At 60.9% G+C, this 22,904-nt stretch carries 19 protein-coding genes; 9 read left to right on the top strand and 10 right to left on the bottom strand.

Annotated features, from left to right (window positions below; genetic code table 11):
- Positions 1-44 precede the first annotated feature (44 nt).
- Genes arsC through AC30D9_RS28160 form a run of 3 tightly spaced genes read left to right on the top strand, consistent with a single transcriptional unit; the run spans position 45 to position 1,418 of the window.
- Positions 45-398 (top strand): arsenate reductase (glutaredoxin), encoded by a 354-nt coding sequence (gene arsC, locus AC30D9_RS28170; protein ID WP_072411837.1) that lies wholly within the window; start codon positions 45-47, stop codon positions 396-398.
- The gene (wrbA, locus tag AC30D9_RS28165) at positions 395-1,000 is read left to right on the top strand and encodes an NAD(P)H:quinone oxidoreductase (RefSeq protein WP_307574202.1); all 606 of its coding nucleotides are present in this window, start codon (positions 395-397) and stop codon (positions 998-1,000) included. Before arsC ends, wrbA begins: the two co-directional genes overlap by 4 nt.
- Complete coding sequence (locus AC30D9_RS28160; RefSeq protein WP_109753951.1) at positions 993-1,418, top strand: DUF2069 domain-containing protein; 426 nt, start codon at positions 993-995, stop codon at positions 1,416-1,418. Before wrbA ends, AC30D9_RS28160 begins: the two co-directional genes overlap by 8 nt.
- Before the next feature lie 89 nt (positions 1,419-1,507).
- On the opposite strand, the gene AC30D9_RS28155 is transcribed toward AC30D9_RS28160, so the two are convergent.
- Complete coding sequence (locus AC30D9_RS28155; protein WP_109753950.1) at positions 1,508-2,182, bottom strand: DNA-3-methyladenine glycosylase I; 675 nt, start codon at positions 2,180-2,182, stop codon at positions 1,508-1,510.
- Between the two features lie 60 nt (positions 2,183-2,242).
- The gene (gene ttcA / locus AC30D9_RS28150; protein ID WP_003204698.1) at positions 2,243-3,067 is read right to left on the bottom strand and encodes a tRNA 2-thiocytidine(32) synthetase TtcA; all 825 of its coding nucleotides are present in this window, start codon (positions 3,065-3,067) and stop codon (positions 2,243-2,245) included.
- Between the two features lie 411 nt (positions 3,068-3,478).
- Here ttcA and AC30D9_RS28145 point away from each other — a divergent pair, with 411 nt between their 5' ends.
- Both AC30D9_RS28145 and AC30D9_RS28140 read left to right on the top strand, forming a co-directional pair.
- Positions 3,479-4,081 (top strand): Yip1 family protein, encoded by a 603-nt coding sequence (locus AC30D9_RS28145; protein WP_039591896.1) that lies wholly within the window; start codon positions 3,479-3,481, stop codon positions 4,079-4,081.
- A gap of 159 nt (positions 4,082-4,240) precedes the next feature.
- Complete coding sequence (locus AC30D9_RS28140; RefSeq protein ID WP_109753949.1) at positions 4,241-4,735, top strand: SprT family zinc-dependent metalloprotease; 495 nt, start codon at positions 4,241-4,243, stop codon at positions 4,733-4,735.
- A gap of 119 nt (positions 4,736-4,854) precedes the next feature.
- Here the strand turns inward: AC30D9_RS28140 and AC30D9_RS28135 are convergent, their stop codons facing one another.
- Both AC30D9_RS28135 and AC30D9_RS28130 read right to left on the bottom strand, forming a co-directional pair.
- Entirely contained in the window at positions 4,855-6,036 is a 1,182-nt protein-coding gene (locus AC30D9_RS28135; RefSeq protein ID WP_490145293.1) for a CaiB/BaiF CoA transferase family protein, read from the bottom strand.
- 327 nt (positions 6,037-6,363) lie between these two features.
- Positions 6,364-7,716 (bottom strand): dicarboxylate/amino acid:cation symporter, encoded by a 1,353-nt coding sequence (locus AC30D9_RS28130; protein ID WP_134925438.1) that lies wholly within the window; start codon positions 7,714-7,716, stop codon positions 6,364-6,366.
- 332 nt (positions 7,717-8,048) lie between these two features.
- Here AC30D9_RS28130 and AC30D9_RS28125 point away from each other — a divergent pair, with 332 nt between their 5' ends.
- Complete coding sequence (locus AC30D9_RS28125; protein ID WP_490145292.1) at positions 8,049-9,047, top strand: AraC family transcriptional regulator; 999 nt, start codon at positions 8,049-8,051, stop codon at positions 9,045-9,047.
- Positions 9,048-9,237: 190 nt separating this feature from the next.
- Here the strand turns inward: AC30D9_RS28125 and AC30D9_RS28120 are convergent, their stop codons facing one another.
- The 3 genes from AC30D9_RS28120 to AC30D9_RS28110 form a co-directional block, all read right to left on the bottom strand.
- Positions 9,238-10,584, bottom strand: a complete 1,347-nt coding sequence (locus AC30D9_RS28120) for an ATP-binding protein (RefSeq protein WP_307574213.1) — start codon at positions 10,582-10,584, stop codon at positions 9,238-9,240.
- Positions 10,581-11,258 carry a response regulator gene (locus tag AC30D9_RS28115; protein WP_109753944.1) on the bottom strand — a complete coding sequence of 226 codons (678 nt, stop codon included), beginning with the start codon at positions 11,256-11,258 and terminating at the stop codon, positions 10,581-10,583. Before AC30D9_RS28115 ends, AC30D9_RS28120 begins: the two co-directional genes overlap by 4 nt.
- A gap of 107 nt (positions 11,259-11,365) precedes the next feature.
- Complete coding sequence (locus AC30D9_RS28110) at positions 11,366-11,965, bottom strand: hypothetical protein (RefSeq protein ID WP_134925441.1); 600 nt, start codon at positions 11,963-11,965, stop codon at positions 11,366-11,368.
- Positions 11,966-12,108: 143 nt separating this feature from the next.
- Here AC30D9_RS28110 and AC30D9_RS28105 point away from each other — a divergent pair, with 143 nt between their 5' ends.
- A complete protein-coding gene (locus AC30D9_RS28105; protein WP_490145291.1) occupies positions 12,109-12,897 on the top strand; it encodes a dienelactone hydrolase family protein in 789 nt (262 codons plus the stop codon).
- Between the two features lie 201 nt (positions 12,898-13,098).
- Complete coding sequence (locus tag AC30D9_RS28100; protein ID WP_490145290.1) at positions 13,099-13,824, top strand: 4'-phosphopantetheinyl transferase family protein; 726 nt, start codon at positions 13,099-13,101, stop codon at positions 13,822-13,824.
- Positions 13,825-13,938: 114 nt separating this feature from the next.
- Here AC30D9_RS28100 and AC30D9_RS28095 read toward each other — a convergent pair whose 3' ends face one another.
- Both AC30D9_RS28095 and AC30D9_RS28090 read right to left on the bottom strand, forming a co-directional pair.
- Positions 13,939-15,549, bottom strand: coding sequence for an ATP-binding protein (locus tag AC30D9_RS28095; RefSeq protein ID WP_134925443.1), 1,611 nt, complete (start codon positions 15,547-15,549; stop codon positions 13,939-13,941).
- Positions 15,546-16,268, bottom strand: a complete 723-nt coding sequence (locus AC30D9_RS28090; protein WP_307574220.1) for a response regulator — start codon at positions 16,266-16,268, stop codon at positions 15,546-15,548. Before AC30D9_RS28090 ends, AC30D9_RS28095 begins: the two co-directional genes overlap by 4 nt.
- An 879-nt stretch (positions 16,269-17,147) precedes the next feature.
- Between AC30D9_RS28090 and AC30D9_RS28085 the strand changes: the two genes are divergently transcribed.
- Positions 17,148-20,039 carry a ribonucleoside-diphosphate reductase subunit alpha gene (locus AC30D9_RS28085; RefSeq protein WP_134925445.1) on the top strand — a complete coding sequence of 964 codons (2,892 nt, stop codon included), beginning with the start codon at positions 17,148-17,150 and terminating at the stop codon, positions 20,037-20,039.
- A gap of 191 nt (positions 20,040-20,230) precedes the next feature.
- Here AC30D9_RS28085 and AC30D9_RS28080 read toward each other — a convergent pair.
- Positions 20,231-22,904, bottom strand: a 2,674-nt coding sequence (locus AC30D9_RS28080) for a beta strand repeat-containing protein (RefSeq protein WP_490145289.1), incomplete at its 5' end; no start/stop codon positions are given.

Below are 22,904 nucleotides of genomic sequence, written 5' to 3'. Positions count from 1 at the left end.
GCACAGTAGAATAGCCGCCACCTTACGCAAGATGCGACCCGCTCATGACCGATCTGACGCTTTATCACAACCCGCGCTGCTCCAAATCCCGCGGTGCGCTGGAACTGTTGGAGGCCCGTGGCCTGACGCCCACCGTGGTCCGCTACCTGGAAACCCCGCTCGACGCCGCGCAACTGGAGCGCCTGCTAGGCAAGCTCGGCATCACTGCCCGGCAACTGCTGCGCACCGGCGAGGACGAATACAAAGACTTGAACCTGGCCGACGAAAGCCTGAGCCAGGCCCAGTTGATCGCGGCCATAGCCGCTCACCCGAAACTCATGGAACGACCGATTCTTGAAGCCGGGGAAAAGGCCGTGATTGGCCGTCCGCCGGAGAAGATCCTGGAGATCCTGCCGTGACCACACCGTACATCCTGGTGTTGTATTACAGCCGCAGCGGCTCCACCAACGAAATGGCCCGGCAGATCGCCCGTGGTGTCGAACAGGCCGGGCTGGAAGCCAGGTTGCGTACGGTACCGGCGATCTCTGCCGAGTGCGAAGCAGTGGCCCCGGACATCCCCGAGCAAGGCCCACTCTACGCCAGCCTCGATGACTTGAAGAATTGCGCCGGCCTGGCCCTGGGCAGCCCGACCCGTTTCGGCAACATGGCCGCGCCGCTCAAGTACTTTCTCGACGGCACCAGCAACCTGTGGCTGACCGGCGCCCTGGTGGGCAAACCGGCCGGAGTATTCACCTCCACCGCCAGCCTGCACGGCGGCCAGGAAACCACGTTGCTGTCGATGATGCTGCCGCTGCTGCACCACGGCATGCTGATCACCGGCCTGCCCTACAGCGAATCGGCCCTGATCGACACCCAGGGCGGCGGCACACCTTACGGCCCGAGCCATCACGCCGGGGCCGACGGTAAAAGCGGCTTGAACGAACATGAGGTCGCGCTGTGCCGGGCCCTGGGTTCGCGCCTGGCGAAAACCGCCCTGTTGCTGGAGAACGGCCGTGGCTAAGAAGCCGAAGATCCTGCCTCCTATCCAGTGGCTGGAACCGCGCGTGCGCATCGCCCGGACCCTCAGCCTGCTGTGTTTTTTCGGCCTGGTGGGGTTGCTCAGCGGGTATTACCTGCTGGTTGCCGACCTGCACGGCGCGCGGCCCTGGGTGATTTTGCTGATCGAACTGGTGCCACTGTTGATCCTGGCGCCAGGTATGCTCACTGGCAGCGCCCGCGGGCATTCGTGGATGTGCTTTGTGGTGAACCTGTATTTCATCAAGGGCGCGTTGGCGGTCTATGATCCCAACCGGCAGCTGTTCGGCGCGCTGGAAATGGCGGCAAGCGTGGCGGTGTTCTGCTCGGCGTTGTTGTATGTGCGGTGGCGGTTTCAGTTGAATCGACGACTCGCGGGCGAAGGCGATATTTCCGTCGCCTGATAAATTGCTATCGCGAGCAGGCTCGCTCCCACAGAGGTGTTGTGAACGCCACAGATCCAGTGTGGGGCGAGTCTGCTCGCGATGCGATCTCAATGATTCACGGTATACGCCAGCATCATCGAAATCTGGCTCATCGGCCGTCCCCCACTCTCTTCATGCCACTGGTTGAAGGCGTTCTGCACTGTCGCCAGGTCGCGCAGGCTGGTGGGGACTTTGTCGATGATGTCCTGGGCATTGAGCGCCGCCACCACGTCATAGCTGGGCACGAAGGTGTCCTTGCCCATCATGCGCAGGAAGCGCGGTGCCGATAGGCCACCCAACTGATGGCCATGCTTTTTCAGATAGGTCCACAGGCCGACGATATCGGTCACCGGCCAGTCGGCTACCAGCGCGCCGAAGCTGCCCTTTTCATGGGCCACGTCCAATATCAGCTGCGCGTTACGCGGCACGCTCTTGAGCTTGCCAAGGTGGCGAATGATCCGTGCGTCCTGCATCAGCCGCTCCAGGTGCTCGGCGCTCATCAGCACGACTTTTTCCGGATCGAACTTGAAGAACACCTCTTCGAAGGCCGGCCACTTGGCGTCCACCAGGCTGTGTTTGAGCCCGGCACGGAAGACCCGCAGCGCCATGGTCGAGAGGTAGCGGTCGTCGCTGATCTTGCGCAGTTGCGCCGGGGTCTTGGGAACCGGCAGGTGAGCTTCCAGTTCAGCCGCCGAACCGAAGCGGTTCAGACAATACTCGTGTAACCACTTGTAATCGCGCATGCCCTCTCCCTGAAATGAAAACGGCGCCCGCGAGCGCCGTGAATAAAGCCCTTGCCCTCGTCAGAGGTTCACCACATTGACGAACCGCGGCGTGGCGTTTTCGTCGATGCGCAGGTTGGTGAAGTCGAACAGGTTGCGGTCCGCCAGTTGCGATGGGATGACATTCTGCAAGCCGCGGAAAATGCTCTCGGTACGGCCCGGGGTCTTGCGCTCCCATTCCTGAAGCATCTCCTTGACCACCTGGCGTTGCAGGTTTTCCTGGGAGCCGCAGAGGTTGCAGGGGATGATCGGGAACTGCTTGAAATCCGAATAGGCCTGGATGTCTTTCTCGCTGCAATAGGCCAGCGGGCGGATCACCACATTGCGCCCGTCATCGGCGCGCAGCTTGGGCGGCATGGCCTTGAGCGAGCCGTTGTAGAACATGTTCAAAAAGAACGTTTCGACGATGTCGTCACGGTGGTGACCCAGGGCCATCTTGGTCGCACCGATCTCGTCGGCGAAGGTGTAGAGCGTGCCGCGCCGCAGGCGTGAGCACAGCGAACAGGTGGTCTTGCCTTCGGGAATCAGTTCCTTGACCACCGAATAGGTGTCTTTCTCGACGATGTGGTATTCCACGCCCAGCGACTCGAGGTAGGCCGGCAGCACATGCTCGGGGAAACCGGGCTGCTTCTGGTCCATGTTCACCGCGACGATGTCGAACTTGATCGGCGCAACCTTCTGCAGATGCATCAGCACATCGAGCAAGGTGTAGCTGTCCTTACCACCGGACAGGCAGACCATGACCTTGTCGCCGTCCTCGATCATGTTGAAATCGGCGACCGCCTCACCGGCCTGGCGGCGCAGGCGCTTTTGCAGTTTGTTCTGGTTGACCGTAAGAGTGCCCATGACGCGAAATCCGTGAGGTGTGACGAAAGGCCGGCATTTTACGCAAAAATCCGCCGTCGGCGAAGGGTTGATGCACCACTGTTGTGGTCAAGATTGTGGGAGCAAAGCTTGCTCGCGAAACAGACGCCTCGGTTTCTGAAAGACCGCATCGCTTCCATCGCGGGCAAGCCTTGCTCCCACAATCGCCTCGCCACAAAGTGAATTTCGTTGCCAAGTCATGTACAGACCCATCGGCGATTAACACCATCGCCTACAGCGCGATTTGCTCTAAGCCCCCCATCCCCCTCGCGGCGACTCCTTTCTATACTGCGACATAAGGTCGCACACACTTACAGACCTTTACTTACCCGGCCATTTGGCCCGTAGGCGCTCCGTTGGGGGGCGATGGCAATAACAAAGGAGTGACTGACTATGATCCATCATGTCGTGGGGCTCTTTACCCACCCTGATCAAGAATGGAAAGAAATCCGTGGCGATCAGGAGGAAAGCATCAGCCACATGTACCTCACCCACACGCTGATCCTGGCGGCTATTCCCGCCGTGTCGGCGTTCATCGGTACCACACAGGTAGGATGGGTCATCGGCAATCGCCCACCGGTCATGCTCACCCAGGAAAGCGCGCTGTGGATGACCATCATGTCGTACCTGGCCATGTTGGGCGGTGTGGCAGTGATGGGCGCTTTCATCCATTGGATGGCCCGCACCTATGATGCCAATCCGAGTCTGGCCCGTTGCGTTGCGTTCGCCACCTACACCGCAACACCTTTGTTCATCGGCGGCCTGGCGGCGCTCTACCCGCACATGTGGCTGGGGATGATCGTCGGCACGGCGGCGATCTGCTACACGGTCTACCTGCTGTATGTGGGCCTGCCAACGTTCATGAACATTCCCCAGGACGAAGGTTTCCTGTTTTCCAGTTCGGTGCTCGCCGTCGGCCTGGTAGTGCTGGTGGCAATCATGGCGTTCACGGTCATCGTCTGGGGGCTGGGCGTCGGCCCGGTGTATACCAACTGAATGATTGAAGCTCTCCAATAAGAAGCAGCATCTGCCAACACAGGCCGCCGCAAGGCGGCCTTCCTGTGTTTGCGAGGGTGGAAACGACCACTGGGCGCCTGAACGATTCGCAACGGCCGACGCTTGCGGCATACTCGGATTTCTGGAGACCCGTAAAGCATGCTCGAGCAACTCAATACCCGCGTCGAAGAGTGTTACCAACAAGCCGAATCCTTTTTCAAACGTCCTTTCAAACGCCCGGTGGTCAGCCTCAAGTTGCGTGGCCAGAAGGCTGGTGTCGCGCACCTGCATGAGAATCTGCTGCGCTTCAATCCACAGTTGTACCGGGAAAACGCCGAAGACTTCCTCAAGCAGACCGTCGCTCACGAAGTCGCGCACCTGATCGCCCACCAACTGTTTGGCGAACGCATCCAGCCCCATGGCGAAGAATGGCAACTGATCATGCGCGGGGTATACGAACTGCCGCCCAACCGTTGCCACACCTACGAAATCAAACGCCGCAGCGTGACCCGCTACATCTACAAATGCCCCTGCGACGGCAGCGACTTCCCGTTCTCAGCCCAGCGCCACAGCCTGGTGCGCCAGGGGCGTCGGTATTTGTGCCGTAGCTGTCGACAGACCTTGGTGTTCAGTGGAGAGACGCGGGTCGAATAGCGATTTTTGTAGTGTTTCGACTGGCCCTATCGCGAGCAGGCTCGCTCCCACAGGAGGATTTGCGTCGTACATGGATCCACTGTGGGAGCGAGCCTGCTCGCGAAGGGCACTTGAGAGCACTACAAAACCACCTTGGCACTGCGCAATTGAGCAATCCGCTCAACACTGAACCCCAACTCTCCCAACACCTGATCCGTATGCGCCCCCAGCTCCGCGCCAATATGCCGAGGCTCGGGCAGCCCCTGGGAAAACTTCAGCGGACAGGCCATCTGCGCCTGGCTCGAACCATCCCCTCGGGGCACCTGTGTCACCAGCTCCCGAGCCTGTAACTGCGGATGCCTGATGGCTTCCTCAAGGCTCAGCACCGGCTCGACACAGGCATCGATCTCGGCGAACAAGCTGCAAAGCTCGGTAAAGTCATGCTTCTCGAACTCGGCTTGCAGTGCCTGCTTGAGCATGCGCTGTTGCTCAGGTTGGGGCGACAGCCCCTGGGCCGCCAGTTCCGGCCGCCCCAAAGCCTCGCACAGCGCCTGCATGAAGGCCGGCTCCAGGCTGCCCACCGACATCCAGCGACCATCGCGAGTGCGGTAATAATCGTAGAAGCTGCCGCCGTTGAGCATCTGGTTCTCCCAACCCGGTTCCACCCCGCAGGCCAGGTAACCGGCACCGGCCATGGCGTTAAGGCTGAACACACAGTCGGTCATGCTCACGTCCAGGTACTGGCCCTGGCCGGTCTGCTGACGGGAAATCACCGCCGCCAACAGCCCGATCACCCCGTGCAACGAACCACCGCCGATGTCCGCCGCCTGCATGCCCAGCGGCAACGGCCCGCTGTCGGCACGACCGGTGTGGCTGGCCAGCCCCGCCAGGGCCAGGTAGTTGATGTCATGACCGGCGCGGTCCTTATAAGGACCAGTCTGGCCGTAGCCGGTGATCGACACGTAGATCAGCCGCGGATTGATGGCTTTCAAGGCTTCGTAGCCCAGGCCGAGCCGCTCCATCACACCGGGGCGGAACTGTTCCAGCAGGATGTCATAGTCCGCCAGCAACTGCGTGACCACCTCCAACGCTTGCGGCTGCTTGAGGTCCAGGGCCAGGCTGCGCTTGTTGCGGTTGAGGTAGGCATGGCTGGCCGATACGCCCTGGTCATGGGGCGGTAGCACCCGCAAAAGATCCTGGCGGGTCGGCGACTCGATGCGCAACACGTCGGCCCCCATGTCCGCCAGCAATAGCGAGGCGAACGGGCCGGGCAGCAGGGTCGAGAAGTCCAGAACCTTGAGCGATGCCAGTGGGCCTTGCATGGGCGATCTCCGAGGGGTGATGGTGAAAGACTAGGCAGGGGTTGGCGGCGGGGCAATTACTGTAGGTATCAGTCGGGATGACCATTACGCTCAAGGCTGGTACAGATCCCTTTGTGGCGAGGGGATTTATCCCCGCTGGGCTGCGAAGCGGTCCCAGGATTCATCTGCCACCTAGTGTGTCGGGTCAGACGCAGGGGGCTGCTGTGTAGCCCAGCGGGGATAAATCCCCTCGCCACAAAAGCGCTCTCACCACAAAAACACTCTCGTCTGAAAAACGAGGCGCAATAAAAAACCCGCCGAAGCGGGTTTTTCATAGCAGCCTGAAGATTACTTCACAGCGCCTGGAGCAGAGGACTCAGCCGCTGCAATCTGCGCCGCCGCGATCTGCTCGTCATCTTCACGGACATCGGAGATACCGCGACCGCCGGAAGCCAGTTCGGCCTGCAGTTGATCTTCGTTCAGTTCCTTGACCCACTTGGCAACCACGATCGTGGCAACGGCGTTGCCCACCAGGTTGGTCAGGGCGCGGGCTTCGGACATGAAGCGGTCGATACCCAGGATCAGGGCCAGGCCGGCCACCGGCAAGGTGCCCACAGCCGACAGGGTGGCCGCCAGCACGATGAAGCCGCTACCGGTCACGCCAGCAGCACCTTTGGACGACAGCAGCAGCACCAGCAGCAGGGTGATCTGGTGAGTCAGGTCCATTGGGGTGTCGGTGGCCTGGGCGATGAACACCGCAGCCATGGTCAGGTAGATCGAAGTACCGTCGAGGTTGAACGAGTAGCCAGTCGGGATGACCAGGCCTACGACCGACTTCTTGGCACCCAGGCGCTCCATCTTGATCAGCATGCGTGGCAGGGCCGATTCCGACGAGGAAGTACCCAGCACGATCAGCAGTTCTTCACGGATGTAGCGGATCAGCTTGACCACGCTGAAGCCGTGGGCGCGGCAGATGGCGCCCAGCACTACCAGCACGAACACCACGCAGGTGATGTAGAAGCAGATCATCAGCTGGCCCAGTTGCACCAGCGAACCGACACCGTAGGCGCCGATGGTGAAGGCCATGGCACCGAACGCACCGATAGGCGCCAGCTTCATGATCATGTTGATGATGATGAACATCACGTGGGCGAAGCGATCGATGAAGTCCAGCACCGGCTTGCCGTAGGCACCCAGGCGATGCAGGGCGAAACCGAAGAGCACCGAGAACATCAACACTTGCAGGATGTCGCCGTTGGCGAACGCACCCACGATGGTGTTCGGGATCACGTTGAGGATGAAGGCGACGATGCTCTGGTCTTTACCGGCCGAGATGAAACCGGCGATCTTGCTGGTGTCCAGGGTGGCCACGTCGATGTGCATGCCGACGCCCGGCTGTACGACGTTGACCACGACCAGGCCGATCAACAGGGCGATGGTGGAAACGATTTCGAAATACAGCAGCGCATAGCCGCCCGTCTTGCCCACCGATTTCATGTTCTGCATGCCGCCGATGCCGCTGACGACGGTACAGAAGATGATGGGGGCGATGACCATTTTGATCAGTTTGATGAACCCGTCGCCGAATGGCTTGAGGGCAACACCGGTCTGCGGGTAGAAGTGGCCGAGCAAAATGCCGATGGCAATGGCTACGATCACCTGGAAATACAGGGATTTGTACAGTGGCTGACGAGTCGTCATGGCAAACCTTCCTCAAGAGTCCCGCGTGACGACATCCACCTGTCGTCCACGGCACCTCAATTGCGAACCCTCCTGCACTGGAGGGATTTGTTTTTTGTCGGCTGCACGCGGCAGACCTACCTAACCCTTCGCAAAGCGCGTGCCATTTTTGCGAAACCCCCTACATCCGGTATAGCAGACGGGTTAGCGGATTCCACAGGGATTAAACGTGGCATGTAAGGTGGCGGATTTCCGCCTACAAGCCGTTTCGCATCCCGGGATTTGGCGGATATCCGCCTTGTTCAGCCTCCCTCCCCTGCTACCATCGCCCGCTTAACCGACGGATTTCTGCCATGCGCCAACGCACGATCGCCAGCCACTTCGCCCGCGCCGCCCTGGGCGGTGCGCGTCGGCAAGGCTTCGACTATTTTCCCCTGCTGCAACAGTTGGGCATCAGCCCTGAGCTGTTGGATGAGCCGCGGGCGCGGATTGCGCCGGAGCAATTCGCCCGCCTGTTGCAGGCTCTGTGGCTGGCATTGGAGGACGAATACCTGGGATTCGGTCGGGCGGCGAGTAAACCCGGGACGTTTGCGATGATGTGTCATGCGTTGATCCACTGTCGGACCTTGGGCAAGGCTCTTCAGCGCGGTTTGCTGTTCTACAGTCTGTTCCCCGACGCCCCGGGCCTGAGGCTGGAAACCGAGGGCGAGCGAGTGCGACTGGTGCTGGACGATTCGACGCTCTGGGACCCCGATCACTTCCTGACTGAAAGCCTGCTGGTGGTCTGGCATCGCCTCGCCAGTTGGCTGATCGGCCAGCGGATCGGCCTGGAACAGGCGACCTTCGGCTATGCCAAACCCGCCCACGGTGCCGAATACGATTTATTGTTTCCTTGTCCGCTGGTGTTCGACGCGCGTAGCAGCAGCCTGTTGTTCCACAGCCGTTACCTGGACATGCCGCTGCTGCAGGATGAACGCACCCTCAAGCATTTCCTCGAACGCTCCCCCGCCGACCTGCTGTCGCGTCCGGACGATGGCCACAGCCTGAGCAGCCAACTGCGCCGTCTGCTCAGCCGCGACACGGCACGCTGGCCCGACCTGGACACCGTCGCCGCCCACCTGCATCTCAGCCCGCAGACCTTGCGCCGGCACTTGCGGGAGGAAGGCACCAGCTTCCAGGAACTCAAGGATCAGTTGCGGCGGGATATCGCCATCTATCACCTGGGACGCGCGGACCTGTCGCTACAACAGATCGCCGAGCAGTTGGGGTTCTCCGAACCGTCGGCGTTTCACCGGGCATTCAAGAAGTGGACGGGGCTGACACCGGGGGCTTATCGGGCGATGGAGAACTGAGTGATGGCATCGTTCCTGCGGGGTGCTGCCCCTGTGGCGAGGGGATTTATCCCCGTTGGGCTGCGTAGCAGCCCCCAAACAGACAACTCGGTGTGCCAGGTAGATGAGTCACTGCTTTAGGGCTGCTGCGCAGCCCAACGGGGATAAATCCCCTCGCCACAGAGGCCCGCAGACACCGAAAATATCCCAGTCAAAGCACCGGAAAATGAATCCGGAACGCCGCCCCGCCCAGCTCTGAATCTCCCAAGGTCAACTTGGCGCCGTAGCTGTCGATGATGTCCTTGACCACCGCCAGACCAATGCCCTGCCCCGGATGCTGGCGATCCAGCCGCTCACCACGCTGGAGAATCCGCGCCCGTTGATCCGGTGGCACGCCCGGCCCGTCGTCCTCGACACTCAACTCCGTGCCACCGAGGGTCTGGTGCACGCTGACGCGTACCTCGCCCAGGCATAGCCGATAGGCGTTCTCCAACAGGTTGCCGAGCATCTCCAACAGGGCGCCCTGTTCAATCGGCACCTGACAATGCTCCGGCAGATCGAAACCGACATTGACCCGTTTGTCGCGATAGACCTTGTCCAAGGTATCGCACAGGCTCTGCAGCACCGGGCGCAAGCGCACCTGATGGCGCACCAGCCCGCTTTTGCGCAGGCTGGCACGCTGCAACTGATAGCCGATCTGCTGACTCATGCGCTCGATCTGGTTCTGCAACACCCAGGCCTGCCCACGGTCCTCGGGGCGCCGGGCCATGTCCTCACTGACACCCTGCAATACCGCCAGCGGGGTTTTCAGGCTGTGGGCCAGGTCATCGAGAGAGTCGCGGTAACGGCTGCGCTGCTCCCGTTCGCTGTAGAGCAGGCGGTTGAGGGAACCGGTCAGGCGCAATAGCTCCCGAGGGTGCTCGGTACTGAGGCTTTCCCGGGCTCCACTTTCGATCTCGTCCAGCTCCTGACTCAGCCGTCGTAGCGCCCGCAGGCCCCAGGTCAAGCCGATCCACAGCAGCGCCAGCAGCACCGCCAAGGCGGCGCCGAAGCCCAGGTAGAGATTGTCCCGCAAGCCTTGCAGGGTCACTTCGTAATCGCGCACCGGCTGCAAGGTGACGATGCTGAACGCCGCGTTCTGGCCGCCGAGCAGCTTGATCTCGACGTCATAGACAAAAAACTCCTGGCCGTCGTTCTCGCGAATGCGCGCGAACTGGTTGCCCTGGCCGTCATAACGCGGCGTGTAATTGATGTTTTCTTCCTGGGTGGCCTTGGACCGCCACACCAGCCGCCCCTCGCGATCATAGATGTAGCCCAGCAGGCGGGCGTCGGCGAGGTTGAAGCGCTCATCGGGCAGCTGCGCCGGCATCTTCAAGCGATTGTTTTCCACCCGGGCGGCGGAAATCAGCGTGGTCACGTCCGAGGCCAGGCGTTGCTCGATGGATTCCTGCAACGCCAGGCTGAACGCACCTTGCATGGCCGGCAGCAATGCCAGCATGAACAGCACTGCCAAGGTCATGGCAGCCAGCATCAACCGCAGCCGAAGCGAACGAATCACTGGCAGCGCTCGTTGAACAGGTAGCCCAGGCCGCGCACGGTGTCGATGGGTTTGAAGCCGGCGGGAGCTTCCAGCTTGCGACGCAGGCGCCCGACCAGCACTTCGATGACATTGGGATCGCGCTCGTCATCATCGGGGTAAAGCTGTTCCATCAAGCGATCCTTGGCGACCACCTGCTGGTGATGGCGCATCAGGTATTCGAGGATTCGGTATTCATAGGCGGTCAGCGCCAGCGGCTCATCGCCCAGGGACGCCTGCTTGCGGTTGAGGTCGAGCAACAGCGGGCCAGCCACGATGGTCGACTGGGTGAAGCCGCTGGAGCGACGCAGCAGGGCATTGAGCCGGGCCTCCAACTCTTCGAACTGGAACGGCTTGACCACGTAGTCGTCGGCACCGGCGGCCAGGCCTTCGACCTTGTCCTGCCAGTTGCCGCGAGCGGTCAGGATCAGGATCGGAAACGTCTTGTCCTGGGAGCGCAGCCGGCGGATCAGCTCCAGCCCGCTGATGCCTGGCAGGCCCAGGTCGATCACCGCCAGGTCATGGTTGAATTCGCGAACCTGGTACAAGGCCTCTTCGGCATTGGCCACGGCCTGCACCACATGGCCGCTGTCGCTAAGACGGGTTTGCAGGTGATGACGCAACAGCGCTTCGTCTTCGACGACCAGTAATTTCATGGAGCCTCTCCCCAGGCAAAAATCAAACAATCCAGCGCCACGCACCTCAACGAAAGGCGCCGGATCGTTTTCGACCGATCCGGCTGGATACACTCACCATCGACCGCTTAGAACGTGTAGTTGGCGGACAGGTACGTCTGGGCGCTGCTGGTCAGGTCCAGCGAGCCGACCTTGTCGCCACCGTGCGGGCTCATCTCGGTGCTGGCGTTGCTGCGCAGGTAACGGTAACCCAGTTCAACCGAGGTGTTTTGCGAAATTTGTTGCAAGACGCCCCCTTGCAGGCCCACCGCGTAGCCGATGTCGCTGTCGCGGCTGTAGCCGGGAGAGTCCTGGGTCAACTTGGTCAGGCCCGCCGTGCCGCCGCCGAACAGTTTGGTGCTGCTGGTGACCGGGTAGAACACATCGTAGCTGCCCAGCAGGTTTTCCTGGCGCAACTTGATGCCGTTGTGGGTGCCCGAAACGTTGTCGTAGGTGGCGTAGTAGCGGCCCTGGTCGTTTTGCTTGCCCAGTCGCAGGCCATACGTGGTGTCCTTGCCAATGACGCCGTCGGCGTTGGGGTTGTTCAGGGCGGTGTCCAAGGCGTTGGATTTCTTGACTTTGTCGCTGGTCTGGCCAAGGGTCAGGCTGGTGAAGTTGTCATCGGCGTGGGCCATGGCAGTGGCGCCCAGCACGGTGAAAGCCAACAGCAGTTTTTTCATAGCAGTCATGATCAAGTTCCTTTGCAACGTGGGTGGTGTGTGAAGTCGCTGTCACGTTAACCAGCGGTCCCTGAACACCCCTTGAACGTTCTCTGAACCTGCGCTGAATGAATCGGCTAATCTGAGCGGACCACTTTTTAAGGAGATCGGTCATGCGCAGGCTGCTTGCAGTTGTACTTCTGGCTTTTAGCGGTGCGAGCCTCGCCGCCATCCAGACCCAGGAACTCCCCTACACCAGCGCCGACGGCACCAAGCTGATCGGTTATTACGCCTATGACGACGCCGTCAAAGGCCCACGCCCGGGTGTGGTGGTGGTGCATGAATGGTGGGGGCTCAACGATTACACCAAGCGCCGCGCCCGCGACCTTGCGGGCCTGGGCTACAGCGCCCTGGCCATCGACATGTACGGCAACGGCCAGAATACCGAGCACCCCAAGGACGCCATGGCCTTCATGCAGGCGGCGCTCAAGGACGGCAAGGCGGCCAGCGCCCGCTTCCAGGCCGGGTTGGACCTGCTGAAGAAACAGCCCCAGACCGATCCGGACAAACTCGCCGCCATCGGCTACTGCTTCGGTGGCAAGGTGGTGCTCGATGCGGCGCGCCAAGGTGTGCCGCTGGCCGGCGTAGTGAGCTTCCATGGCGCGCTGGTGACCAACACCCCGGCAACGCCGGGCAGCGTCAAGGCCAAGGTGCTGGTCGAGCATGGAGCCCTGGACAGCATGGTCACCCAGGACAACGTCACCGCATTCAAGAGCGAGATGGACAAGGCCGGTGCCGACTATAAATTCGTCAGCCTCGAAGGCGCCAAGCACGGCTTCAGCAACCCCGACGCCGACCGTTTGAGCCACGGCGAACATGGCGGGCCGGATATCGGCTACAACAAGGAAGCCGATGAGAAGTCGTGGGCGGATATGCAGAAATTCTTCAAGAAAATCTTCTAGTACATCCTCCCTGTGGCGAGGGGATTGTGGGAGCAAAGCTTGCTCGCGACCCAGGCGACTCGATTTCTGGAGAACCACATCGCCTTCATCGCGGGCAAGCCTTGCTCCCACAGCAAGCTCTCTCGCCACAAAAGCCATCCATGCCCCACATAAACGCCACGCCACTACCCAGCCTCAAGCCAACCCGGCAAAATGCCCGGCATGAATACACTTCCCCCCCTGCCCGCCTGCTGCTCGCCTTTGGATGAACACTGGCTGTTGCCCGATGCCCTGCCCGGTACAGTGCTGCTGAGCACCCGCTTCGACCCGTTGTTGCTGGTGGGCGCCGACTTTCCCAACAGTGCCATCGAGCCACCGGCAAGCATCCAGCGCTCGGTAGCCAAGCGCCAGGCAGAATTCCTGGCCGGGCGGATCTGCGCCCGGGCGGCGTTGCAGCGGCTCGACGGCCAGGCCTGCGTGCCGGCCATCGGCGAAGATCGCGCCCCGGTGTGGCCGGCGCATATCAGCGGCTCGATCACTCACAGCACAGGTCGGGCGGCGGCCATCGTGGCGAAAAAAGATCATTGGCAAGGCTTGGGCATGGACGTGGAAAACCTGCTCGACCCCGAACGCGCCGAGCGCCTGGCCGGTGAAATCCTCACCTCACCAGAATTGCAGCGCATGACCCAACTCGCGCGCGATGACCGGGCCTTGCTGGTGACCCTGACCTTTTCAGTGAAGGAAAGCCTGTTCAAGGCGCTGTATCCCATCGTCAAGCAGCGGTTTTATTTCGAGCATGCCGAAGTGCTGGACTGGACACACGATGGGCAGGTGCGGCTGCGCTTGCTGACGGACCTGTCGGCCGAGTGGCGTCATGGCAATGAGCTGCAGGCGCAGTTTGGGGTGAAGGATGGGCAGCTGTTGAGCCTGGTAGGGATCAAGGCCTGAGGCTTGTGGTGTCTGGAATGCCGCCTTCGCGAGCAAGCCCGCTCCCACATTGAAATGCATTCCCCTGTGGGAGCGGGCTTGCTCGCGAAGGCGGTCGATCAGGCACCACACCTATCACGACCGGTCCTGATGCCTCGGCCAACTCAAGCTGAAACACGCCCCGCCCAGGCTCTTGCTCTTGCCGATCAGCGCCCGGCCGTCATGCCAGTGGATGATCCGTCGCACGATCGACAGCCCCAGCCCATGGCCGCCCGAAGCCCGGGCGCGGCTGTCGTCCAGGCGCAGGAAGGGCTTGAAGATCCGCTCCCATGCCGCTTCCGGCACACCGGGCCCGTCATCTTCCACGTCCACCCGACAACGCAACTGGCCTACCTGGTAACTGACGGTGACCCGGGAGTTGGCGTGGCGCATGGCGTTGCCCACCAGGTTCTGCAGGGCGCGATGCAGGAAGCGCGGTTCGGCCTCGACCCAGGCGCCGTCGCAATCGGCGGCCGACAGGCATAGACCGCGCTCGACCGTGATTCCGGCCCGCAACGGCCCCAGCTCATCGATCACTTGATTGACCAACGCATCCAGATCCACTCGCTGGAAATTCAAGGCCGGCGAACCTTGTTCCAGGCGCGCGTAGGTGAGCATTTCGTCCACCAACCGATCCAGGTCTTCGATGTCGTGGTCCATGCCCGCCAGGTATTTGTCCCGGGCCTGGGGCGTGGTGGCGCTGCCGAGCATCTCCAGGCCGAAGCGCAGGCGTGCCACCGGGGTGCGCAATTCGTGGGACACCGCGCGCACCAGCTCCCGCTGAATCGCCAACAGTTGCTGCAAGTGCTCGGCCATGCCGTTGAAGGCCGCGGCCAGTCGCCCGACCGAATCGGCACCGCGGGCCGGCACCCGGGTTTCCAGGCTGCCCTGGGCGATCTGGGTGGCGGCTGACTCCAGGCCACGCAAGCGCCGCTCCAATTGACGCACCAACAGGTAGACGATCAATCCGATCAGGCTCAGCCCCAGCGCCGCGATCAGCACCAGCCATTGCGGCGGATAAGGGTTCATCTGGTACAGCGGACCGATCTCCAGCACCCATGGCGTGCCGACCATGCCGGCGAATACCCGGATGGAGTCGCCGCCCTTGCCCAGGGCCATCACCGTGTCGCCCTCGGACACCCGACGGCGCTGGTCTTCGTCCATGTCCGCCTGTACGACGGTCATCAGTCGCAGGTCGAAACCGAAGCCTTTTTCCTCCTTGAGTTGCGCGAGCCGTTCAGGCTGCTCACCCACCGGGAAGCGCACCAATTCGTCGGCCAGCAGGTAAATGGTCGCACGGGCCAGTTGTTCGCTGATCTGCTGGACCTCCCCCACCAACATCAGTTGCTCGCCATCGCTGACCAGCCGATAGACCTTCGCCGCATGCGGCCCGGTCTGTTCCACCAAGGCCTGGCCGCGCAATACGCGGGTGCGCTGCCCGAGATCGAGGTCGGTCTGGGCGAAGGTCTGCAGCGCCAGGGGGATGCCCAGCAGGCGCTCCCACACCGCCAGCGCTCGCCGCCGTTCGGTGTCATTCATCGGCCGCAGGTTGTCGGCCATCAACGAAAACGTGCCGTGGGCCAGACGCTCGCGGTATTGCTCGCTGCGGGTCTGGTTGAGCAAGTGCAGGGCCAGTACGCCGAGCACCGCCACCAGCACCAGTGCCGCACACATGCCGCCATAAATGCGCAGGAAGATCGAATTCACGGCGCCAGGTCTACGCAAGCTTCAGGGACGAACAAGTAGCCTTTGCTGCGAATGGTCTTGATCAGCCGTGGATGATCCGGGTCGTCGCCGATCTTGGGGCGGATGCGCGAAATGCGCACATCGATGGAACGGTCCTGGCCGTCATACCCAATGCCACGCAGGGCGGTGAAGATTTCTTCCCGGGACAGAATGCGCCCGGCATTGGACACCAGCAGCCACAGCAGGTCGAATTCGGCGCTGGTCAGCTCGATACCGTTGCCCTGCAACCAGGCCTCGCGCAGGGCATCGTCGACCACCAGCGGGCCGAATTGCAGGCGTCGCTGCTTTTGCGCGGCGCTCGGCTCCGGCTCACTGCGTCGCAGCAAGGCCTGGATGCGCGCCAACAGCAAGCGCGGGCGCACCGGCTTGCAGACGTAATCATCGGCGCCCAGGTCCAGGCCCTGGATCTGATCGGTGTCGTCGGTACGGGCGGTGAGCATCAGGATCGGCCCGTCATAGTGTTCGCGCACCTTGCGGCAGATGCTCAGGCCGTCTTCGCCGGGCAGCATCAGGTCGAGGACCACCAGGTCCGGCTGCTCGGCGATGATTCGCGCGGCCGCCACCGCTCCATCGCCTTCGATGGCGACACGCAGCCCGTTGCTTTCGAGGTATTCCCGGGTCAGCTCGGCCAGACGCTGGTCATCCTCGACGATCAATATCTGCCAGGCTTCTTGTTCCACTGGGGGCCCCTCTTGCTGCGAATATAAAAGGAAGGATCAGCATCGCCCCTTGTGGCGAGGGGATTTATCCCCGCTGGGTCGCGAAGCGGCCCCCTGCGTTCTGTCTGACCCGCACGGTCGCCAATTCTGGGCCGCTTCGCCGCCCAACGGGGATAAATCCCCTCGCCACAAGGGACCGCTTCGGATACAGCTCCTCCCGTCTTTTTGTCATGTTAAAGGAGGATAAACACACCCATGCACGGGCCGATTGTATAAACGTCACCCGCACAGAAAACAAGCGGACAAATGTGTTTCGATCGGGTGGGTTTTATGTGGTAACGTCCGCGCCCGCAAAAAAACACCGGGCTGTTTTCTGATCGTCTAAACCGATGAAAAAAGGTCCACTCCAGCTAGGTCGCGGCCTACAGAGCAGTTCCACGTTTCGCACACAAATTACGCACAGGCTTATCCACAGGTAGTACGTTGCATACCCCCCGAAAACGCATTATCTTGTAGCCCGCCGCGTAAAAAACCCTACATGTAGGGTTTTAGGCCAAAAACCAAACACAAGTCGGACAGAGAATTCAAGCGCTTTTCTTGCTTCTGTCCAGCTGAAACACCGTATTTCCCCAAGCCCAGACCGCCCCTGCGGATGGCAGCTGTTTGAAGGTCGAAAACGACCGAAACGGTACGGGTGTTGCAGTCAATTGCTGCCACCCCGGCAACCCGGTTTCGAGCCCTGCTCGCAACCTGAGAACTTCGGATGGAAGCGGCATTAAACGCCTGCTTCCTACTGTCCCGAAGTTGTTATGCCCGGCGCCAGTCGGTTGTAGTGCTTCAGGACGGAACGGTGGGCACCGTGATGGTGCCCAAACAAACATAAAGAACGTGGAGACACCCATGCACACCGACACAACTCGCGAGAACCCGCAGGGCACCGCGCCGCTGGCCGCCGATTCGAGCCCGGATCTGTCCGCCACCGCGCCGGGCCAACTGCGTGTGATCAAGCGTAACGGCACTGTCGTTCCTTACACCGATGACAAGATCACCGTCGCCATCACCAAAGCGTTTCTCGCAGTTGAAGGCGGCACCGCTGCCGCTTCGTCGCGAATCCACGACACCGTAGCGCGCCTGACCGAACAGGTCACCGCGACCTTCAAGCGTCGCATGCCCTCGGGCGGCACCATCCACATCGAAGAAATCCAGGACCAGGTCGAACTGGCCCTGATGCGTGCCGGCGAGCAGAAAGTGGCCCGCGACTACGTGATCTACCGTGATTCCCGCGCCAAGGAGCGTGCTACCCGCTCCCCAGCCGACGCACCGGTCCAGGCCCACCCTTCGATCCGCATCGCACGCGCCGACGGCAGCCTGGCGCCGCTGGACATGGGCCGCCTGAACACCATCGTCACCGAGGCCTGCGAAGGCCTGGAAGAAGTCGATGGCGACCTGATCCAGCGCGAAACCCTGAAGAACCTCTATGACGGCGTCGCCCTCAAGGACGTCAACACCGCGCTGGTGATGACCGCGCGGACCCTGGTGGAGCGCGAGCCGAACTACTCCTTCGTGACCGCTCGCCTGCTGATGGACACCCTGCGCGCCGAAGGCCTGAGCTTCCTGGAAGTCGCCGAGAGCGCGACCCACCACGAAATGGTCGACCTGTACGCCAAGGCGTTGCCGGCCTACGTCGCCAAGGGTATCGAGTTCGAATTGCTGAACCCGGTGCTGGCCGAATTCGACCTGGAAAAACTCGGCAAGGCCATCAACCACGAACGCGACCAGCAGTTCACCTACCTGGGCCTGCAAACCCTGTACGACCGCTACTTCATCCACAAGGATGGCGTGCGTTTCGAACTGCCGCAGATCTTCTTCATGCGCGTGGCCATGGGCCTGGCGATCGAAGAAAAACAGCGTGAAGACCGCGCCATCGAGTTCTACAACCTGTTGTCGTCCTTCGACTACATGGCCTCGACGCCAACCCTGTTCAACGCCGGCACCCTGCGTCCACAGTTGTCGAGCTGCTACCTGACCACCGTTCCGGATGACCTGTCGGGCATCTACGGCGCCATCCACGACAACGCCATGCTGTCGAAATTCGCCGGTGGCCTGGGCAACGACTGGACCCCGGTTCGCGCATTGGGCTCGTACATCAAGGGCACCAACGGCAAATCCCAGGGCGTCGTGCCGTTCCTCAAAGTGGTCAACGACACCGCAGTCGCGGTCAACCAGGGCGGCAAGCGCAAGGGCGCGGTCTGTGCCTACCTGGAAACCTGGCACATGGACATCGAAGAGTTCATCGAGCTGCGCAAGAACACCGGTGATGACCGTCGCCGTACCCACGACATGAACACCGCCAACTGGATCCCTGACCTGTTCATGAAGCGCGTCTTCGACGACGGCAAGTGGACCCTGTTCTCGCCATCCGAAGTGCCGGACCTGCACGACCTGACCGGCAAGGCTTTCGAAGAGCGCTACGAGTACTACGAAGCCCTGACCGAGTACAACAAGATCAAGCTGTTCAAAGTCGTCCAGGCCAAAGACCTGTGGCGCAAGATGCTGTCGATGCTGTTCGAGACCGGCCACCCATGGCTGACCTTCAAGGACCCGTGCAACCTGCGCAGCCCGCAGCAGCACGTGGGCGTGGTCCACAGCTCGAACCTTTGCACCGAGATCACCCTGAACACCAACAAGGATGAGATCGCGGTCTGCAACCTGGGCTCGATCAACCTGCCGAACCACATCGTCGACGGCAAGCTGGACACCGCCAAGCTGCAACGCACCGTGAACACCGCCGTGCGCATGCTCGACAACGTGATCGACATCAACTACTACTCGGTGCCACAGGCGAAGAACTCCAACTTCAAGCACCGTCCGGTCGGCCTGGGCATCATGGGCTTCCAGGACGCGCTGTACCTGCAGCACATCCCGTACGGTTCGGACGCTGCCGTCGAGTTCGCCGACAAGTCCATGGAAGCGGTCAGCTACTACGCGATCCAGGCTTCCTGCGACCTGGCCGACGAGCGTGGCGCCTACGAGACGTTCCAGGGTTCGCTGTGGTCCAAGGGCATCCTGCCGCTGGACTCGCAACAGATCCTGATCGCCCAGCGTGGCCAGAAGTACATCGACGTGGACCTGAACGAAACCCTGGACTGGGCACCGGTTCGCGCCCGTGTGCAGAAAGGCATCCGTAACTCCAACATCATGGCCATCGCTCCGACCGCGACCATCGCCAACATCACCGGCGTGTCGCAGTCGATCGAACCGACCTACCAGAACCTGTATGTGAAATCGAACCTGTCGGGCGAATTCACCGTGATCAACCCGTACCTGGTCCGCGATCTCAAGGCCCGCGGCCTGTGGGACTCGGTCATGATCAACGACCTGAAGTACTACGACGGTTCGGTGCAACAGATCGAGCGCATCCCGCAAGAGCTCAAAGCGCTCTACGCCACCGCGTTCGAAGTGGACACCAAGTGGATCGTCGACGCCGCCAGCCGTCGCCAGAAGTGGATCGACCAGGCTCAGTCGCTGAACCTGTACATCGCCGGCGCCTCGGGCAAGAAGCTGGACGTAACCTACCGCATGGCTTGGTACCGTGGCCTGAAAACCACTTACTACCTCCGTGCCCTGGCCGCCACCAGCACCGAGAAGTCGACCATCAACACCGGCAAGCTGAACGCTGTTTCCAGCGGCGGCAACCACGGTGACGATTCGGTCCTGGCTGCCCCAGCGGGCCCTGCGCCAGTGCCAAAGGCCTGCGCGATCGACGAGCCGGATTGCGAAGCTTGCCAATAAGCTGAGTGGGTGGGCGCGTAAAGGCGCCTGCTGAAAGAAGCCCCCGATAGACCTCTGGTTTATCGGGGGTTTTCTTTTTGTCTGAAAAAAACTGGATAAAAAAACGGCAAAGCCTAATTGCGGGCTTTGCCGTTTGTACTTTTACAACCGTAACTGTCAGGTGTCAGTAATAGCTGCGGTTATCTCCAGGCTTAGACAGGGATAGTGAATACATCCCCATTGGCGGTCTGAAAGGACTCAATGGTATTGGAGCCCGCATACCAGTCAGCAAGAATGACTGCATTGTTCTGATGACCAGCGTTCCACTCGACGGCATTGAAAATGAAAGCGTTGGTGCCATCCGTCTTGATCATCACATCTGTATAGGACTGGATATTCAGGAGCTGGACCACGTCACCACTGGAAGTGCCTTCATCCTTGATCATCACACTGGTGGACGATTGCACTTTGTAAGTGTCGCTGCCTTCACCGCCATACGCATAACCACCACCCACCATGTTCAAGGTGTCGGAACCGGCACCACCATGCAGTTGGTATTCAGGCCCAGTGCCCACCAGTGAGTCACTGCCGTCGTCACCGTAGGCGATGCCGGCATAAACCGTGATGTTGTCATTGCCAGCATCTCCGTGCAGGATGCTGCCGGCATCGTTGTTGGCACCGAACATACCGTCATCGCCATTACCGCCGTGCAGTTCATCCGCTTCAGCGGGGCCGGTGCGATCTGGGCCATTAAAGGCATAGGGCTCATATTTGCCACCATAAATGTAGTCATTGCCGTCGCCGCCATAGACCACGTCATTGCCCTCACCGCCATAGATCTCGTTTTGGACAGCGTTACCAGTCAACGTATCGTTGAACGCCGAACCATGTAGGCCTTCAATGTTGACCAGTACATCACCGGTTGCATCGCCTCCAGTGACCGTACCCGCCAGCATATTGATTTGCACCGCAGCTGAACTGCCGGTGTACCAGGCAGCGTCGGAAGCACCTGCCCCACCATCGATAAAGTCAGCGCCTTGCCCACCAATGAATGTCTCGGTGCCAGTTCCGCCAATCAACGTATCGTTGAACGCCGTCCCTTCCCAGTTCTCGATGTTGGTGTAAATGTCTCCTGCCGCAGCGCCAGTCAAAGGCTGGGTGAGGTCCAGCGTGATGGCCGAGGTTTCAAAAGCAAAACTGACCGTGTCTCTGCCGAAAGCACCGTCAAAATTATTGGCCAACTCGTTACCCACAAAGGTATCGTCCCGGCCCGATCCGACAAACCTCTCGATGCTGTCGAACGTATCGCCCTTGGCGATAGCCGTGTGCTCACCAGTCTTTAGGTTGAGCGTCACGCCGACCGGCCCGATGTCGTTGTAGCTGACAGTATCGATGCCATCCCCACCGATGAAGGTGTCACCGCCATCGCCCCCCATCAGGATGTCGTCGCCACCACCCCCCGTGATGATGTTATCCAGTGCGTTACCCCTCGCTTGGAAACCGACAGTGCCGGTATAGGTCAGGTTCTCGACTTCAGCATTGAGCTGGTAGTACCCCTGATTCGTGCGTACCTCATCGATGCCGCCACCCGCCAGTTCGACAATAGCCCCATAGTTGCCGTTATTAAGGACATAGACATCATCGCCCGTACCACCTTGCACAGTGAACCCGGTCGAGTTGGCACTAGAGATAAAGACGTCGTTGAGGGACGAACCAACAATTTTCTCGATGCCCGAGAAGCTATCGCCTTCGGCATCGCCCCCCATCCCGGTGCCCGAACCGACACCCGATGCACCCAGTGTCAACGTCACGCTCTGGGTGGACTGAGAATAATCCGCCACGTCGACACCACTGCCCACTCCACCGTCGAACTTGTCTGCTGTCGCACCGCCCATGAAGGTATCGGCGTACTGTGAGCCACGGATAACTTCGATATCCGTATAGGTATCACCCGCCGCAATGCCGCTATGCACTCCGGTTTTGAAGTTGAGCGTCACGCCGACAGTGCTGTCATCGTAGCCGACTGTGTCCGTGCCGCTGCCGCCAATGAAACTGTCGGCGCCTCCACCGCCAAGCAAGGTGTCGTTGCCAACCCCGCCGGTGATGATATTGTCAGTGGCATTGCCGCGACCGGTGAAATTACCGGTACCGGTATAAGTCAGGCGTTCGACGTTGTTGTACAAACCCATGCTGGCGATGTTGGTTCGCACCTCGTCGTCACCTCCACCGACGGCCTCGGTGATCACCGCCGTAGCAGTGTTGTTGACGATGTATAGGTCGTTGCCGGCGCCACCCTGCAGGTTGAAACTGCCGGTAGCGGAGGAATTGAACACGTCGTCATAGGCAGAACCGATGACTTTCTCGATGCCCGAAAAACTGTCGCCCTCGGCGTCACCGCCGGTTCCGGTGCCAGCTCCGGAGCCCAGGGTCAGGCTGATGGCCGCAGAGGACAGCGAATAGTCGACGACATCGATGTTATCGGAGGTGACGCTGCCGCCCTCGAACTTGTCGACGTTTGCACTGGCGACAAAGGTGTCGCTGTACTTGGAACCGCGAATGACTTCGATGCTGTCAAAGGTATCGCCAGCGGCAATGCCTGTGTGAACACCGGTTTTGAGGTTAACGGTGACTCCAGTAGTGGCATCGTCATAGCTGACGGTGTCGGTTCCTGTACCACCGATGAAGAGATCGGCACCGGCGCCCCCGAAGAGCAAGTCATTGCCGGCGCCAGAGGAGATGATATTGTTGCTGGCGTTGCCGGTACCTGTGAAGTTGCCGGAACCGGTATAGGTCAAGCGCTCGACTTCGGCACTCAAGACTGTGCTGGCCTGGTTGGTGCGGATTTCATCATCGCCCCCACCTGCCAGCTCACCAACCCCTATCGAG

Source organism: Pseudomonas sp. DF11 (assembly GCF_058148565.1).
The sequence above is the reverse complement of the archived record's forward strand: the minus strand, read 5'-3'. Positions and strand labels throughout refer to the sequence as shown.